Origin of the sequence: Bacillus cereus group sp. BfR-BA-01360, from assembly GCF_022663595.1 — a bacterium.
In the GTDB taxonomy this organism is placed as follows: domain Bacteria; phylum Bacillota; class Bacilli; order Bacillales; family Bacillaceae_G; genus Bacillus_A; species Bacillus_A cytotoxicus.
Window position 1 is genome coordinate 33,318 of the sequence record NZ_JAKUFV010000028.1, and the last position, 16,116, is coordinate 49,433.

A 16,116-nucleotide genomic window follows, 5' to 3' on the forward strand; every position below is an offset into this window, starting at 1 on the left:
ATCGACCTATGGCAGACTACAACATATTAAATCCGTCTGACATGGACGAACTGTTATTTTCCCCTTGGCAACAAGCTATTGGAAAAGAAACGTGGGATCGTATCAACCGACAAATTCGTTACTACGAATACTACGACGGAAAACAGCACGTTGATCCAAATACAGGACAACTTGTAAGAGCTAGAGAATTACCACGTCCAGACGGATTGGATTACGACCCAACCCGTTATGCTACGAATTATTTTAAAGTTATGATTAACGAGAAGGCGCGTTGGCAAATGGCGGGTAAACATGGTATTTCTGTGTCTCCGATGCAGATCGATTCAATCGAGGAAATGCTACAGATGGACTACAAGCCATCCGAGGCACAAATAACTGAAAACCAGCGAGCAGACAGTTACGAAAAGTTGTTGTACAAGCTATGGAAAGAAAATAAAATGCGCGAAAAACTGATTCAAGCAGCGAGGGATAGGCTAATCGTTGGTAGAGTCGCTTGTAAAATCGTATTTAATCCTAATAGTGGGAAAATCAAGTGGGTTTTCCGTCCAGATACTGAAGTTATCCCGATTTATTCAAATGACGATTATGATGAATTAGAAGCGGTACACTTCGTTAACTTTAAACGTCTAAATAATGAGGAAGTTATCTATAAACAAACGTTTAGTCTCGAAGAAAGGCAGTGTTACTTGGAAGAAGCCTATTACGATAAAACGTTGAAAGTTGTCAAGAAAATTCAACCTAAAACGGCAATGGGTATTGACTTCATTCCAGTAGTTCTGTTTCCTGTTAATGATTTAAGTGCTTCTGACGCAAATAACACGGAAGTTGACGATATGAAAGAGCAAACGGATATATTAAACCGCATGAATGAAGACGCTCTTGACTCGCTTAAATTTGAAATGTTCTCAATGACCGCCTTGTTGAACGTACCTGAAGGAACAGCAAATAAATTACAAATCGCCCCAGGTGCTGTACTTGAAGCAAAAGGCGGAATGGACGGGCAAACGCCCGACATTAAAAAAGTCGAAGGTGGTTTCCGTTGGAAAGAAGCGTTTAAGGATCAGTATGCAAGGGTAAAAGGAGCGTTACATGAAATCACTTCGTTACCACAAATCGTACCGTCCGAAATGAACTTCGGGGGATTAAACAGTGAGACATTACACGTACTGTTCCATGATATTATACAAGAGACCGAAGAGCATTGGTTGTCGTGGGGACCACGTTTGGAAGAATTACACGAAAAGACAATCCGATACTTACAAGCGAGGGTTGACCGACCTAAATTCGGATACGACCGAGAAGTAGTGAAAGCTATCGGTGACAACTATGACAATGAGATTCGATTTGTTCTTCCTTTACCAGATAATCGTAAAGAACTAGTCGAACTATTGACAGAAGAAACGACAGCAGGATTCGAATCCATTGCTGGCGCGATGAACCGTTTAGGTGTAGAAAACATCACCGCTAAGAAACAGGAAATTTCAAACGAGCAACAACGACGAAAACAAATAACTGATCCATATGGAGGTAGTGAATAAATGAAATTAGTAAATCGAAAGAAAACGTCATTCAGACTACGCCTAGGGAATTTACAACACTTTTCAGACCCTAATCCTGGCGACCCGCAAGACCCACCAACACCGAAGCATACTGACGAAGATGTTCAGCGAATGATTGACGAGGCTTTAGCAAAAGCGAAAGCAGAAGCTGATGAAAAGGCGGAGAAAGAACGTCAAAAGGCAGAGCAGGAACGATTAAAAGAGAAAGAAGATTACAAGAAGCTGTATGAAAACTTACAGCAACAATTAGCTCAGCAGAAAGCAAAAGCACTGGACGCTAAAAAAGAGGCGATTTTAGCAAGCGCTAATTATGCGCCAGAACAAATCGTTTTAGTCAAAGACCTGTTAAAAGGCGAGACGGACGAAGAATTGCAACAATCGTTGGAGTCCGTAAAATCAGTAGTTTTACCTTTAGGGAGTGGCGCCGATCCTTCGCCTGGTAATTCGAAAAGAGATAATCCAGAACCGAAGGATTTAGCAGACGTTGGTCGCGAGTTATACGCGAGATTAAAAGCCAACGGTAAATTATAAGAAAAAATAAGGAGGAATATTAATGCCAGTTTACACACCGAAATTTACAGAACAGCCGTTTAAAAGCGGCAAAAACATTTTAGCGAGTGAACACTTGCAGTATATCGAAGGAGGAGCGACATTAGACGCTACTAAATTCGGTGCAAAATACGTTGAATGTGGTACGGCTATTGCTCGTAACACATCTACAGGTAAGTTTGAACCTTATAAAGACGGTACAGAAGGTGCACTGCCGACTGGATTCGATGAGTTCGCTATTCTCGATATTGATTGGGATTGCGACGGCAAAAATGACGGAGTAGTCGGTCAAGTAATTATTCGAGGTTCAGTATACGAAGCAAAACTCGTAGGTGTTACAGAAACATTCAAAAAAGCCACACCACTAATTCGATACGTAAAACACATCTAATCAAGTCGCTATTAAAGCGGCTTTTTATTATGAACTTTAACGGAAAATTAAGGAGGAATATAAATGTCAGGTATTACACAACTAAAGGAATTTCAAAAGCCCGCACTTCGCGGTTTGGTAGACGCATTAGAAAAGGAAAAACAAGACGCACCATCGTTAGCAGACCGTTTCTTACCAAATGATCAAATCTTTTCTACGACATTTGCTTACGATGTAATTAAGAAATCGAATCATATTGCAGCGATGATTGGTTACGGTGCAGAGCCGCCAGTAGTTGACCGTGATGCAGTAGCGTCTAAAATGGGCGAACTTGCGAAAATGGGTCTTAAATATATCGCTACGGAAGAGGAGTTATTAGCGTTAAATCAATCACGTTCTGATACTGAACACAAAGCGATGATTGATAAATTAATAGTTAAAGGTGCTGACTTAGTAAAAGCGTTACAACGTCGAGTTGGTATCGCTAAATTAGAAGCGGTTACGAAAGGTAAATTCGACTATAACAAGAACGGTGTAAAAATCGTTGTTGATTACGGAATTCCAGCAGATCAAAAGATTGCTTTGACAGGCACGAACGCGTGGACGGACGTAAATGCAGACGCACTAGGTAACTTAATCGAATGGAACGATAAGTACTTAGATGTAAATGGTAAAAAAGCAGACGTTATCTTAATGACACGTGAAACACAAGCACTATTACAAAAGAACGCTGGTATTATCGCAGAAGTGCGTGGCGTAGCAAAAGACGGCGTTACACGAGTTTCTGTCGCAGAATTAAACGATGTTTTAGATGGGTACGGCTTACCACCAGTACAAATCGTAGAGCAACGTAAGGTTACGGTACGTAACGTTTATACAGGCGTCGACGAAGTAATCGAGTTTATGCCTCAATATCGTGTAGTATTCGTTTCCGAAGGACTAGGTAATTTCGTTTATGGTCCAACAGTAGAAAACGATTTTAAACCAGGTATTGTACTTGATGCTTACGATAAGAAAGAGCCAATCGAATCTGTATTACGTGCAGTAGCAGCAGGATTCCCTATCGTTGAGAAACCTTCATTATTACTACATGCTGACGTGGCGCAATAATGCTAGTTAACGTAAAAGTAATAGGCGGTATCGTAGACGGACACGGTATCGGCTCACAAATCGAAATCGACGAAAAATCGGCGTTATATTTAGCGTCGATTGGTTATGTCGAAATTATTGAAACGCAAGCGGTTACGGGTGAAAAAGGCGAGTCAGCGCCGAAAAAGCCCGCTACACGCAAGCGTACCACAAAAGTAACTAAAGGAGAGTGACGGCTATGGCGACGGAAGGTTTTATTAGCGTAGAAGAATTGAAACAACGGTTGCAAGCCGACGAAACGCTTTTTGACGAAGCATTAATCGCGAATGGCTTTTCGTCGCTAACCGTTCTTAACGAGAAACAAGCGCAATTAATTACGTTCTATTATCGCTATGTTGATTTAATGGCGAAAGCAACAGCCGAAGCATCTTCGTTTAAATATACGGACGGTGAAGAAAGCGTAGATAAGTCTAGTGTATCGAAGAATTACCGTGACTTGGCGCAACACTATTATGATTTATGGCGCAGCAAACGAACGGAATACGACGGTACAGGCTCTAGTTTTCGAATTGCTAAGCGGGTTGATCGTCCATGAGTGAATTACAAAACGACTTTGATAAAGCGCTCGATGAAATATCGAAGCAATACGAAAAAGAAAACGAAAAACAAGTAGAAGAGACGGTGAAGGAGATACTCTTAATCCGTCTTTTTTTAATGGATTTGATTAACGACTATCAAAAAGACGGTGTAATTAAACGGGGTAGATTAAACGCTTTATTACGAGATTTAGACTATTACGAAAAGGAGTTTCGCAAGCAAGCAGGAGCGTCATTCGAAAAAATAATAGATGATACAGCGAAGTGGACGACTTCTAAACTTGCTGAAACGCCTCTTAATGTAAAGGCTTTAGACTCCGTAAATAAACACGTTGTGAAAGATATGGTTAAACGGGTAGGAGATGACGGCTTAATACTGTCTGACCGAGTGTGGAATCTAGCGGGTGATATGCGAGCAGAGTTAACGAAGGTAATCCGACCGGCCATTCTTAAAGGTGAAAGTGTCAGTTCAATCTCACAAAAAATAAGAGAAGTACACGATAATGAGAAATGGAAAATCGAACGTGTAGCAATTACTGAGAGCAACAATACACACCGAGCAGCTACAATTTATAATGGAAATGAAAGTGATATTGTTACAGGTTACAAATTAGTAGATAATGGACACCGTCATAGATATCACTCGAAGCATATGTGTTACAAGTTAGCTAGACGTGACGATTACGGACTAGGTCCAGGTAGATACCCTAAAAAGATACCTGAAAGTTTATTAGCCCAACTTATTTCGCCACACCCACAATGTTCTTCGCGTTTAAATTACATTATAGAAGATGATAATAGCAATAATGATTTGTATAAAGATTCCAATCAAGATATAATAATAGATACAGAAAATAAGCATATTAATTTAAATCAAAAAGCGCCTGTAGAAACTAAAAAATTAGCTCGTGAAAATATAGTCAATCTTCAAACTGGAGGCAGAGAACTTTCAGTTGATGAATACTTAAGACAACTCGAAATAGCTGAGAGAATGTATGAGTCTTTTAGAAAATCCAAGACGGATGTACAGTCTATTGCTAAAAATACTGGAATGAGCGTGCCACGTATACAAAGAATAAAAAATCATTTATTTATTAAAGAGCATATTAAAGACCATGGAGTGGGACGTTTTGATCCTGACTATGAAATCGCGCAAGCATGGGATAGGCTCCAAAAAGGAACATATATTAAAAATGATATTTATTTATTAGAGCATGAGCTTTTTGAATCAAAATTTGAAGGGATATTTAAAACGGATTATAGGACAGCTCATGATAAAACCGTAGAATCTGGACGTCCGTGGAATGCCCCGGAGGAGGACTAAATTTGGCTTCGTATGTTTTGTTGTTAAAAGAGCATGAAGATAAAGAAACGGTGATTTATAGATTTGGACCTAATGAACACAGTATGGGGAAAATTGAGTTAAATAAGTTGACTAAAAAAGTAAGAGAATTAGAAACTATTCCAGATAAAGATATCTCTTCTAAATTTTATTTCAACAGGGCTGCACAAAAATTAGCGGTTTGTTTAGTTAGAGATGGAGGGGTCTTTCCTGAAAGGACAACTTTTGAGTCATAATAAATTATATTTATAATATGTAGATTAAAAAGCGATTTCGGGTTGGTTCCGGAATCGCCTTTTTTATCGGTAAAGGAGTGTGATTGATGTTAACGGACGATGACATCGAACAAATTCGAGCCAACCGTGAATTAATCGAACATAATCGACGCGAATCTATTATTATATGGCGCAAAGGCGTGACAAAGGAAGATCCGATTACAGGCGAAGAAATTCAAGGTGAAGATATTCAGGAAATGGTACAGGTTGTTTGGAAGAAATTCACGCTAGAGGATAATGTGAAATTCGCTGGTACTGACGTAAAAGAAGGTGAAGCACTCGTTACTTTCCGTCTTAATATCGATTTGAATAACGTCAAGTATCTCGAGAGAAATGGCATCAAATACGTAATCATGCTTGTTGATGAACGAGGACTAGGCGGAATTAACCGTCGAGAAGTAGTTGTAAAGAGGGTGGTTTAGTGAAGGTAACCGCAAGGATTAAAGGAATGGATAATATTTATCGTATAACCAACCCTGACCGATACAAAACGCCAGTTGCGAATACGGTAGAGAAACATGCGAGGCTACAAGCAAATACAGCTTCTAACAGAGCACCTGTTGAGTCGGGAAATTTAGCGGGAAGTATTCCGCCGAGTGTGAAAGTTCTCAATGGCGATAGAACAGGATGGTTATACGGATCAGATGTCGAATACGCAGCCGTTCAGGAATATACGCACAAAACGAAAAAAGGTTTCATGCGTAAGACGATGTTTGAAGGCGAGCAACCGTTAATGTCTGATTTAGAGAAAACGGTACAGAGAACAGCGAGAGGTTTATAACGATGGCCACAGTTAATGACGTAATGTATTCGCTGAAAAAATCACTAGAAGAGGTCGCACCTACTATTTGGGTATATGACGGTGTCTCTCTTACTGGAAAAGCAAAGCCTTTTCTAACGATTGAATCTTTAACGGGAACAATTGATAGATATTCGAAAGACAATTACGCACGAAATCACTTAATACAAATCGGAGTGTATTCCGATACAGTATCTAACCGAAATGAATTACAAGATAGAATCATCGACCGACTAGAAAGGCGACCTATCGACTTGTACGACACAAGTTCGAAGACGCCTACACTAGTCGGTTTTTTAGATGCAGAAGTTTCTTCGTTTGAACCAGTTCCGCAAGAAAGCGTGGAGCAAGTAACAGCAAAGCATCGCAGTTTTACCACGATAACGATATGAATTTAAGGAGGAATATGAATGGCAGGGACAGCAGCTTCACCAGAATTTAAAGGAAAAGAGACACTGTATTTAATTGATATCCCGCAACCAGATGGAAAGAGTAAAACGGTTCGTTTATTCAACCAAACGTCCGGATCACGTTCTATCGAAGCAGGCGAAATCGAACTGAAAACAAAGGATAAGAGCGGTTCGGATTACGGAGATGTAACACAATCAGTGTCTATCGAAGGTGTGAGTACCGAAGGGGATGAGGCGTTGGATTACATTGAAGAAGCAATTACGAATAAGAAACTTGTAAAAATTCACGAAGTTTCCTTACGTAGTGCTTCCTCTTCTTCTTTCAAAGCAAAGAGCGGTACGTTTATGTTAAGTAATGTGGAATTATCGCATGAGAACGAGGAGTTTTCTAAGTATTCTATTGAAGCGAAATTAAACGGTACGCTTTCAGTTGGGACAATTAGTACATTACCGCCAGGAGCGTCTGACGGAGAGGTTAATGTCCAGAATACCCTATCAGCAAAACAGTAATAACGACGGGCTAAAATGCCCGTCTTTTTAATTCAGAGAATAACGGAGGTTTTTATAAATGGCTAAATCATATACACGATTCGAGGTAAACGGAAAAGAGTACGAACTAAAATACGGGCTTGAAGCGATTAAATTAATCGATGAGAATGGCGGACCTTTTGAATTCGTTCAAAAAGCGATGAAAGGCGGCATTGCTGATTTCGTAGATGTAATTTATTACGCATTAATTCATACGGAAGAAGGTATTACAAGAAAAGACATAGAGGAAGCTGTAAGTCAAAAATTGGCTTCGGAAAAGTTATCATTTGATGACATTCTTAAATATAACAAGGCAGTTGTTCTTAATAGTTTTTTCTTCAAGAAAACAGTGAACAAATTACTGGCGAGCATGACGGAAGATCAGAAGAAAGCGTTCGAGAGCCTGTACGAATAAACATTGATGATTTACAGGCAGATTGTTTTCGCTATTTCGGCATGACAACGCTTGAGTCTAAACGCTTAAGTATCAAAGAGTACCACATTATGCTTACCGGCTATAGAGAGCGGCTTCTAGATACGTATGAGATTGCTAGTGTTCAAGCGTTGTTCAATCGAAATGCACAAAGCGAAAAAGTCAAGTCGTTAGAGGATATATTTAAACGTCCTGAAAATGCTCGATTAGTTGAAGCGCAAGAAGAGCACAAGAAATTAACGGAAAAAATTAAAGCAAATGAATCGTTGTTTGATGCTATCGAGCAAGCATTGCGCAATCAGAACGGAAAGGGCGGTGAATAACAATTAGTAAAAATAGAATCGAGGTGCAGCTACTCGCTGACATATCGAATATGCAGAACGGATTTAAGCATATAACTCGAACACTAAGGGAGTTTCAACAAGCGGCAAGTCAGCCGATTAATATACCAACGCCGAACATGAGCGGTTGGAACTCCGCTATGCAAAGCGCTAGTCAGCAAGTACGACAGATGAACGATCGTATGCGTAATATGACACCGCCTCCACCACCGAATATGAACGGTTGGAACTCTACATTTCGAAACGTAGGGAATCGTGTGCAAGAAATGGGGCATCGAGTACAGCAAGCGGGGCAGACAGCCCAAAACGCATTCGCTCCAGCTGCCGCCGCTTCCGGATTTTTTCTAGGCAAAATGATAAATGATGCGAGAGAGTTCGAAAGCCAAACGAGGAGAGCAGCGGTACTAACGGGTGGGTCTTATAATCAAGTGAAATCTGATATTTTAGACATGGCAAAGACGTCTGTTTATTCGACAAGAGAAGTAGCCGCTGCTTATAGCGAAATGGGTGCAAAAGGGTTCGATGCAGCTCAATCTACAGCAGCATTACCTGGAGTATTAAGTGCTGCGGCCGCTTCAGGTGAGGATTTAGGACTAGTTGCAGATACGATTACGTCAGCGTTAAATGCTTTTGGAATGGAAGCGAATAAGTCGGGAAAAGTAGCAGATATACTTGCTCAATCGGCGAATCAATCCGCAGCAAGCGTCCTTGATCTCAATTATGCATTTAAGTACGCTGCTGGCCCAGCTAATGCGCTAGGTATAAGCATGGAAGAACTAGCAGCAAGTATCGGTATTATGGTCGATGCAGGTTCTACAGGTGAGAGCGCAGGTACAGCACTACGTGCGTCAATGCTACGTCTAGTTAAACCTCCGAAAGAGGCGGCAGATGCGTTAAAGAAATTAGGTGTAACTACGACTGACTCTAACGGAAAAATGAAGCCTTTAGCACAACTAATGGGCGAATTACAGAAAGGTATGGAAGGATATACTGATTCTCAAAAAGCATCTACTATGGCAGCTATTTTCGGTACGGAAGCTGTTTCGGGCATGCTCAATTTAATGGGTGCTGGGCCAGAGAAGATTAGAGAAATGACGAAAGCGCTTAAAAACTCTAGCGGAGCATCGAAACAAGCAGCGGACGACATGTTAAAAGGATGGGCCGGCGCACTTAAAATGATGGAGTCTGCTATAGACGCTAACTCTAAGACTTTTGTAGATGCTCTTGGCCCTGCTATAGAAGCCGTTGCTAATTCAATTACTAATTTGGTTAACTGGTTCGCTAATTTATCAGGGACTATGCGAAGTGTAGTCGCTATTTCAGCGGTATCTGTAACTGGATTTTTAGTTATCGCGACTGTGGTTGGTATGATGGCTAGTGCAATCGGTACGGCGCTTATTCCTTTAGGTAAATTTATCGGATGGCTCGGTAAAAGTACGACGGCTGCCAAACTAGCAAGTGCAGCAATGGTAGGATTACGAGCCGCCTTCGCGTTTTTGACGGGGCCTGTCGGGATAGTAATTGCTGCGCTTGCTTTAATTGGCGTAGCAATTTTGCAACTTTATAAACATAACGAGACATTTCGTAATGGGGTGAATAGCGCCTGGGAATCGGTGAAAAGCGTGACAGTATCTGCTGTTGAGACGATGAAATCTGCTTTTGATGCTTTTTGTGCGTATCTTTCAACAATACCTGCTAAATTTTCAGAAATGGGAGTCGCAATAGGCGGCTTTGTTGATTCGGTTAAAGAAAAATTTAGTGGAATCGGTGAAAATATAAGCGCGGCTTTCGGTTCGACGATTGAAAGTCTAAGTGCTAAATTTGCTGGTATAAGCTCAGCACTTTCACCGGTAGTTGAATTTATCAAATCTTCTTTTGCATCAATCAGTAACACAATTGCAACTTTGACACCACTCGTTGTTCGTTTGGGATTATCATTTTTAGGTATTTCAGGGCCTGTTGGTTGGGTAATTGCAATCATTGCATCATTAGGTGCTACACTTTTTAAATTAATCAATTCAAATGAACAAGCGAAAGCAGCTCTGACGTCAGCATGGCAAATGATACAAAATGTAATTAGTACCGTAGCTGCTACACTTATGCCAATTTTGACGTCTATTGCACAAGGATTTATTGACGCATTTGCACCACTAGCACCTGAATTCGAAAAAACAGGTCAAGTGATAGCGGAAAGTTTAGCAACATTAGGACCGGTACTTGCTGAGCTAGGAGCCGCATTCGGTGAACTAGGTACAACGATAGCAAGTCTATTTGGAGAAGTTGTACAAGCCGTAATGCCATTAGCCCTAGAGCTAATCCAGTTATTTGCTGATACAACAATTGAAATTATGCCTGTTATTACTGAAGCGATTCAGCAAGTAGCTCAGATTTTCACAGAATTTGCAGCTACTTATCTACCAATGTTTGTTCAAGCGTTTCAACAAGGATTTCCAATTGTATTACAGGTTATCCAAACTGTATTTGAGATTGCAGGAATGCTGATTCAGGGATTCGGTGAAATTATCATGATAGTCGCAACGACTGTAATCCCTATGATTCTATCATCTGTGCAAGCTGTTTTTCCAATCATAGTTTCTATCATTCAAGCAGCGATTCCGATTGTGATTTCTGTACTTCAAATGTTTGGTGAAATTATTAGAGTTATTGCAACGACTGTGATACCACTAATTCTGCAAGTGGTCCAAGCTGTTTTTCCGGTTGTGGTTTCTATCATTCAGGCGGCAATTCCTGTAGCAAGTGCGATTCTCCAAGGGATAGCCACAATTATAAAGGGAGTCGTGATTCCGGCAATTCAGTTTATTTTGTCGATTGTGCAAGCTGTTTTTCCGTCAGTGGTTAGTGTAATAACGTCGGCCATTAATATTATTACTAACATTATTAAACTATTTACCTCTTTACTGAAAGGCGACTGGTCCGGAGCCTGGAATGCTGTGAAGGGGATCACGTCTAGTGCGATGTCATTAATCCGGAGCATTATCCAGGGAGCGATTAGCTTAATTTCTTCTATCGTGACTGCTGGCTTAAATCTAGTAAGATCTGTTTTTTCAAGTGTTCTATCAGCCGTATCTTCTCTAGTAAGCTCAATTTTTTCAGGGATCCGGTCGGTCATTTCGTCAGTGATGTCATCCATAGGTAGTATTGTCTCCTCAATTTGGAATAGCATTAAATCAATGACATCGAGTGTCCTATCATCGGTATATAGCACAGTAACTTCAATTTTTAATAACGTGAAATCTTTCTTGAGTGGAATCGACTTAGGAAGCATAGGACGTAACATGATGCAGGGGCTTTTAAATGGTATAAGTTCAATGGCAAGTGCGATTTGGAACAAAATTACTGAAATCGGAAACGGGATTAAAGATAAAATCTCAGGACTCCTGTCGATTCACTCACCAAGTCGATGGTTCAGAGATTTTATTGGTGTCAACATGATGAAAGGTTGGATTAATGGTATTGACGCAATGAAAGGCGCTGTACAAAAAACAACCGAGAGAATGGCTGAATGGATGAAACCAGAAGCGTTGACTGTAGAAACTGTGTACGGAATGCCTAAAGGGTTAGGGACATACCGAACAGCTAAAACTACTCCGATTATAGATGCTGTAAATAAATCGAACCTACAACCGGGTCAATCTTCGAATAGTAAACAACCTGCGTATATTAACGTGCAGATTGGTAAGCAAGAATTTGTGAGATTTGTTGACGATATTACTAATGAGCAAAAAATAGCTAAAGAACGAAGAGCAATATTCTAAAGGAGGGCGGTAGATTGCTAGTTTTTAACGGGATAAATTTGGAAGAGTATTTCGCAGAAAAATACGAACAGGGATTTTTTATGGTTAACGATGTAAGAGGTCGCGGAGTTTTAAGCGATGAGGTTAACACACTAACGGTTCCGAACCGTCCTGGATCCTACCACTTAAACAAAAGGACTCCCAACAGAGAGTTAGAGGTTGACTTCTCTCTCAAGGGAGTCTCCTTTTTTGAATTAAGAAAGCGAATTGATGAGCTTAATGATTTACTAAGTACGGACGAACCTGTGCCTATTTCGTTTATGGATGAGCCGGACGTATTATATTACGGCACTAAAGAAAAGGTAGAGGAGAATTTGGAGAAGTCTAAAATTCATCAAGCGACCATTACCTTTATCTGCCCAATGCCTTATAAACTAGGAAAAATGCAAACTCATGCGTTCGAAAGAAACTGGACTACAGAAATAACATCGCGTTTCATGAATAAGGGCAGCGTAGAAACGCCTGCCCTTGTTGAAATTGATGTAGAGACACCGGCTACGTTTTTGGATGTTTGGTTCGGAAAATATCCTAGCGAAAGAAATTATTTTCGAATTGGTTACCCGCTATCCATTGCTGAAACAACTGTAAAAGAGCGAGAACGTGTTCTTTGGGATGATATGTCTACTACGATTGGATGGACTCCTGTTACGGGTATTTTTGACGATATGAAAGGAACAGGTACTTTCAAGTCGAGAGATGGTTATGCCTTATATTGCGAGGATTATGGACAAGAACGAGGATTCCATGGTGCCATCGCCAAGAAGAATATTCCTGTTGGACCGTTGCAAGACTTTGAAATGGAAGCATGGGTACGCTTGAAATCGAAAAGCATTGTCGAAATGGGGCGCGTGGAAGTACTTCTTTTGGATGAAGCAAGCAACATTGTAACGAGAATTAATATGAATGATTTATACTGGGATGCTGAAATGACAAAAGCATATATGCGGATTGGTAATGCTGGAACGCCTAATAGTGTTCGAAAATTAGTCGATACAAGTGGCGCTCACCCGAACACTTTTAATCAATTTTACGGAAGACTTAGGGTTGCTAGACGAGGAAATCAATGGTCTGTATATGTAGCAAGATTTAAAGACGGAACGGAGATTGACGATGCTTCATTAGTAGAAAGATGGATTGACGAGAGCGGAAATCCGATGACAAGTCGGAAAGTTGCTCAAGTGATGATTGCTATTATGGCATGGGATATAAATGATCCTGTTTCAGTGATGTCTATTGACGACTTAAAGATTTGGAAAGTGAATAAAGTACCAGAAAACACAAAGCCGTACATTTTCGATAAAGGAGATAAAGTGGTTATCGATACTGAAAACAGTTTGGTGACGATAAACGGTGAGGACGCAGTGGGTATCAAAGACATTTTCAGTGATTTTCCAGTCGTAGTACGTGGTGATAACCGAATCGACATCATGCCGGGCGATGTTGGAAAAGCCACTATCAGCTTTAGGGAGCGATATAGGTAATGAAAATGAACGGAATTTTACATGTCGTAGACTTTAAAACAGAACAAATTGTTGCAGCTATTCAACCAAAAGATTATTGGGACGATATTCGTCACTGGGAACTCAAAAATAATATAGATACGTTACAATTCACTACATTTGATGGAACAGACCAAGCGATAACTTTACAACAACAAAATTTAGTATTGAAGCAAGTTCGAGACGGTCGCATTGTTCCATACGTGATTTCGAATGAAGTTGAAAAGGATTCAAAAGACAGGTCTGTTACTGTGCATGCAGCCGGTGCATGGGTCTTGTTAGCGAAGGCTGGAATTATTAAACCGCAAAAGATTGAATCGAAAACACTTGATGAATTTGTAGACATGGCATTAGCGGGAACGAAATGGAAGCGGGGACGTACTGAATACGCAGGCTTCCACACGATGACCATTGACGAGTTTATTGACCCTCTTACATTTTTAAAGAAAATCGCTTCTTTATTCGGGTTGGAAATCCAATACCGAGTTGAAGTAGTTGGCTCTCAAGTAGTTGCCTGGTATGTCGACATGGTCAAAAAGCGTGGTCGTGAAACTGGTAAAGAGGTAATGATCGGCAAAGATTTAGTTAGTGTGAGACGTATTGAACATTCACGTGATATTTGTACAGCTTTAGTTGGTTTTGTAAGAGGTGAGGGAGACAAATTGATTACAGTTGAATCAATTAATAATGGACTCCCTTACATCACAGACTCGGACGCTTTTCAGCGTTGGAGCGAGAATGGACAACATAAATTTGGGTTCTATACTCCAGAGACAGAAGAACAGAACATGGATCCAAAACGTCTTATGACTCTCATGGAAACAGAGTTTAAAAAACGTGTGAATACGTCTGTATCATACGAAGTAGAAGCGGCGGACATTTCGAAAGTATTTGGATTGTCACATGAAGAAATTAGCGAAGGCGACATGATTCGTATTAAAGATACAGGGTTTACACCAAAACTGTATCTTGAAGCAAGAGCGATTGTTGGTGACGAATCTTTCACAGACCCTACACAAAATAAATATACATTTGGTGACTACCGTGAGATTGTAGACCAAAACGAAGAATTAAGGAAGTTATACAATAAAATTCTTGGTTCTTTAGGAAGTAAAGCGAATAAAGAACTGTTAGAACAGCTTGAAAAAGTTGTAGAAGAAAGTAAAAAGACCATTGAGCTTGCACGTAAAGAATCAGAAGCGGCAAAAACATTAGCGGAAAAAGTACAACAAAACTTAAAAAACTATCAAACAACGATTATTGAAAGCGTAAATCCACCGAAAACAGGGTTAGAAGACGGTAAAACGTTGTGGTTAGACATATCAAACGGTAAGCCTGGTATCTTAAAGCTGTGGAAGAACGGCACCTGGGAACCGGTTGTTCCAGACGTCGAATCAGTGAAGCAAGAAACACTTGAGCAAGTGAATAAAGATATTGAATCTACAAAAAAAGAACTAGATAAAAAAGTACAAGCTGTTCAGAATGAAGCGACAGGACGGTATAACGAAGTAAAAGAAAGTCTCGAGGGTGTTAGTAGAACGATATCTAATGTGAAAAACGAACAAGGTAACATTAATAAAAAAGTGACTCAAATCGAGCAAACCGCAGACGGATTCAAACAATCTATTGAATCGTTAAACAAGAAGGATAATGAAATTAGCAATAAACTAAATACAGTTAAGTCCACTGTGGAAGGAACGAAGCAGACTATTGCTAATATCCAGTCCGCAACAGACGGACTTACAAAGACGACCAATGAGATTAAGCAAACTGCTACTTCTAATACGCAAAAAATTACACAGCTACAAACTAATATGAATAATATTGCCGTAGGTTCAACTAACTTAGCTAGTAACTCTGAAAATGGGTTAAACAAACAAAATATGACTGGAATCTGGTCGGACAGTAAGTATATGGATCTTTCCGATAAGATTAATTACAGAAACAAAACGTTTACTGTTTCTTTCCTATTCACTGGAAAAATGATAAAACTTAATGAAAATCCTTGGTTTGGGGTAGAAACATCAATAACTTATGCAGATGGGGAGCAAGAGTGGAGATCTTTACGTGCAGAAAAACAATTAAAGATTAATGTGGATTATACAGATGAGCCCCTATCATTTACATTCAAAACTAAAGATAAAGATATCACTCGGATTATATTCTATTATTCCGGACGTAATATTGATGGAAATTTAAATTCTCATCATGCAAAATTTGAAGAAGGTAACATACGAACTACATGGCAACCAGCTACTGAAGAGGTTACTTCTAAAGCTGAATTCACGAAAAAAACAACAGAAATAGAAACAAGCGTAAATGGCATCAAGGAAAACATAACAAAAGTCGAAAACACGCAAACTTCGTTTGATAAACGTGTAACAAATGTTGAAAAGACGGCGGACGTTATCAAACAAAACGTATCTAAACTTCAAGAAACGCAAACACAACAAGGAAAAGCGATATCTGAAGCACAGACAACAATCAAACAACATTCTAATGAACTTGCAT

The 16,116-nt window shown here is 39.9% G+C and carries 16 protein-coding genes and 1 pseudogene; all 17 read left to right on the plus strand.

The features are described 5' to 3' along the window. Positions 1 to 41: 41 nt before the first annotated feature. Positions 42 to 1,538: a phage portal protein gene (locus MR056_RS19310; RefSeq protein ID WP_242136642.1), complete on the plus strand. Its 1,497-nt coding sequence runs from the start codon at positions 42 to 44 to the stop codon at positions 1,536 to 1,538. Then, a complete protein-coding gene (locus MR056_RS19315; protein WP_210351308.1) occupies positions 1,539 to 2,090 on the plus strand; it encodes a hypothetical protein in 552 nt (183 codons plus the stop codon). A gap of 22 nt (positions 2,091 to 2,112) precedes the next feature. After that, positions 2,113 to 2,499 carry a hypothetical protein gene (locus tag MR056_RS19320; protein ID WP_048723649.1) on the plus strand — a complete coding sequence of 129 codons (387 nt, stop codon included), beginning with the start codon at positions 2,113 to 2,115 and terminating at the stop codon, positions 2,497 to 2,499. Positions 2,500 to 2,562: 63 nt separating this feature from the next. Further along, a complete protein-coding gene (locus MR056_RS19325; protein WP_048723647.1) occupies positions 2,563 to 3,588 on the plus strand; it encodes a major capsid protein in 1,026 nt (341 codons plus the stop codon). Continuing rightward, on the plus strand, positions 3,588 to 3,800 hold the full coding sequence (locus tag MR056_RS19330) for a hypothetical protein (RefSeq protein ID WP_048723645.1): 213 nt from the start codon (positions 3,588 to 3,590) through the stop codon (positions 3,798 to 3,800). Before MR056_RS19325 ends, MR056_RS19330 begins: the two co-directional genes overlap by 1 nt. Positions 3,801 to 3,805: 5 nt before the next feature. Continuing rightward, the gene (locus tag MR056_RS19335; RefSeq protein ID WP_048723643.1) at positions 3,806 to 4,162 is read left to right on the plus strand and encodes a hypothetical protein; all 357 of its coding nucleotides are present in this window, start codon (positions 3,806 to 3,808) and stop codon (positions 4,160 to 4,162) included. After that, a pseudogene (locus MR056_RS19340) lies at positions 4,159 to 4,959 on the plus strand (hypothetical protein); the annotation flags it as partial. The gene MR056_RS19335 and the pseudogene MR056_RS19340, both read left to right, overlap by 4 nt. Positions 4,960 to 5,489: 530 nt before the next feature. Beyond that, the gene (locus tag MR056_RS19345) at positions 5,490 to 5,741 is read left to right on the plus strand and encodes a hypothetical protein (protein ID WP_087095115.1); all 252 of its coding nucleotides are present in this window, start codon (positions 5,490 to 5,492) and stop codon (positions 5,739 to 5,741) included. An 86-nt stretch (positions 5,742 to 5,827) separates the two neighbouring features. Further along, positions 5,828 to 6,202, plus strand: coding sequence for a hypothetical protein (locus tag MR056_RS19350; protein WP_087095114.1), 375 nt, complete (start codon positions 5,828 to 5,830; stop codon positions 6,200 to 6,202). Next, positions 6,202 to 6,561 carry a hypothetical protein gene (locus tag MR056_RS19355; protein ID WP_210351310.1) on the plus strand — a complete coding sequence of 120 codons (360 nt, stop codon included), beginning with the start codon at positions 6,202 to 6,204 and terminating at the stop codon, positions 6,559 to 6,561. The genes MR056_RS19350 and MR056_RS19355 overlap by 1 nt, the downstream gene beginning before the upstream one ends. A 2-nt stretch (positions 6,562 to 6,563) precedes the next feature. Further along, positions 6,564 to 6,971, plus strand: a complete 408-nt coding sequence (locus tag MR056_RS19360; protein ID WP_087095112.1) for a hypothetical protein — start codon at positions 6,564 to 6,566, stop codon at positions 6,969 to 6,971. An 18-nt stretch (positions 6,972 to 6,989) separates the two neighbouring features. Next, positions 6,990 to 7,499 carry a phage major tail protein, TP901-1 family gene (locus tag MR056_RS19365; RefSeq protein WP_087095111.1) on the plus strand — a complete coding sequence of 170 codons (510 nt, stop codon included), beginning with the start codon at positions 6,990 to 6,992 and terminating at the stop codon, positions 7,497 to 7,499. 58 nt (positions 7,500 to 7,557) lie between these two features. Continuing rightward, complete coding sequence (locus tag MR056_RS19370; protein ID WP_210351311.1) at positions 7,558 to 7,932, plus strand: tail assembly chaperone; 375 nt, start codon at positions 7,558 to 7,560, stop codon at positions 7,930 to 7,932. An 89-nt stretch (positions 7,933 to 8,021) separates the two neighbouring features. Further along, positions 8,022 to 8,273: a hypothetical protein gene (locus MR056_RS19375; protein WP_210351312.1), complete on the plus strand. Its 252-nt coding sequence runs from the start codon at positions 8,022 to 8,024 to the stop codon at positions 8,271 to 8,273. Between the two features lie 50 nt (positions 8,274 to 8,323). After that, positions 8,324 to 12,067, plus strand: coding sequence for a phage tail tape measure protein (locus MR056_RS19380; RefSeq protein ID WP_210351313.1), 3,744 nt, complete (start codon positions 8,324 to 8,326; stop codon positions 12,065 to 12,067). A 14-nt stretch (positions 12,068 to 12,081) separates the two neighbouring features. After that, positions 12,082 to 13,587 carry a distal tail protein Dit gene (locus MR056_RS19385; RefSeq protein ID WP_210351314.1) on the plus strand — a complete coding sequence of 502 codons (1,506 nt, stop codon included), beginning with the start codon at positions 12,082 to 12,084 and terminating at the stop codon, positions 13,585 to 13,587. After that, a partial coding sequence (locus MR056_RS19390; protein ID WP_305037792.1) for a phage tail spike protein occupies positions 13,587 to 16,116 on the plus strand: 2,530 nt, incomplete at its 3' end. The genes MR056_RS19385 and MR056_RS19390, both read left to right, overlap by 1 nt.

Bases quoted from the DNA above. Each gene is read 5' to 3' on its own strand.
- MR056_RS19310 (WP_242136642.1), top strand. From the start codon at position 42: ATGGACGAACTGTTATTTTCCCCTTGGCAACAAGCTATTGGAAAAGAA.
- MR056_RS19315 (WP_210351308.1), top strand. From the start codon at position 1,539: ATGAAATTAGTAAATCGAAAGAAAACGTCATTCAGACTACGCCTAGGG.
- MR056_RS19320 (WP_048723649.1), top strand. From the start codon at position 2,113: ATGCCAGTTTACACACCGAAATTTACAGAACAGCCGTTTAAAAGCGGC.
- MR056_RS19325 (WP_048723647.1), top strand. From the start codon at position 2,563: ATGTCAGGTATTACACAACTAAAGGAATTTCAAAAGCCCGCACTTCGC.
- MR056_RS19330 (WP_048723645.1), top strand. From the start codon at position 3,588: ATGCTAGTTAACGTAAAAGTAATAGGCGGTATCGTAGACGGACACGGT.
- MR056_RS19335 (WP_048723643.1), top strand. From the start codon at position 3,806: ATGGCGACGGAAGGTTTTATTAGCGTAGAAGAATTGAAACAACGGTTG.
- MR056_RS19350 (WP_087095114.1), top strand. From the start codon at position 5,828: ATGTTAACGGACGATGACATCGAACAAATTCGAGCCAACCGTGAATTA.
- MR056_RS19360 (WP_087095112.1), top strand. From the start codon at position 6,564: ATGGCCACAGTTAATGACGTAATGTATTCGCTGAAAAAATCACTAGAA.
- MR056_RS19365 (WP_087095111.1), top strand. From the start codon at position 6,990: ATGGCAGGGACAGCAGCTTCACCAGAATTTAAAGGAAAAGAGACACTG.
- MR056_RS19370 (WP_210351311.1), top strand. From the start codon at position 7,558: ATGGCTAAATCATATACACGATTCGAGGTAAACGGAAAAGAGTACGAA.
- MR056_RS19375 (WP_210351312.1), top strand. From the start codon at position 8,022: ATGCTTACCGGCTATAGAGAGCGGCTTCTAGATACGTATGAGATTGCT.
- MR056_RS19380 (WP_210351313.1), top strand. From the start codon at position 8,324: ATGCAGAACGGATTTAAGCATATAACTCGAACACTAAGGGAGTTTCAA.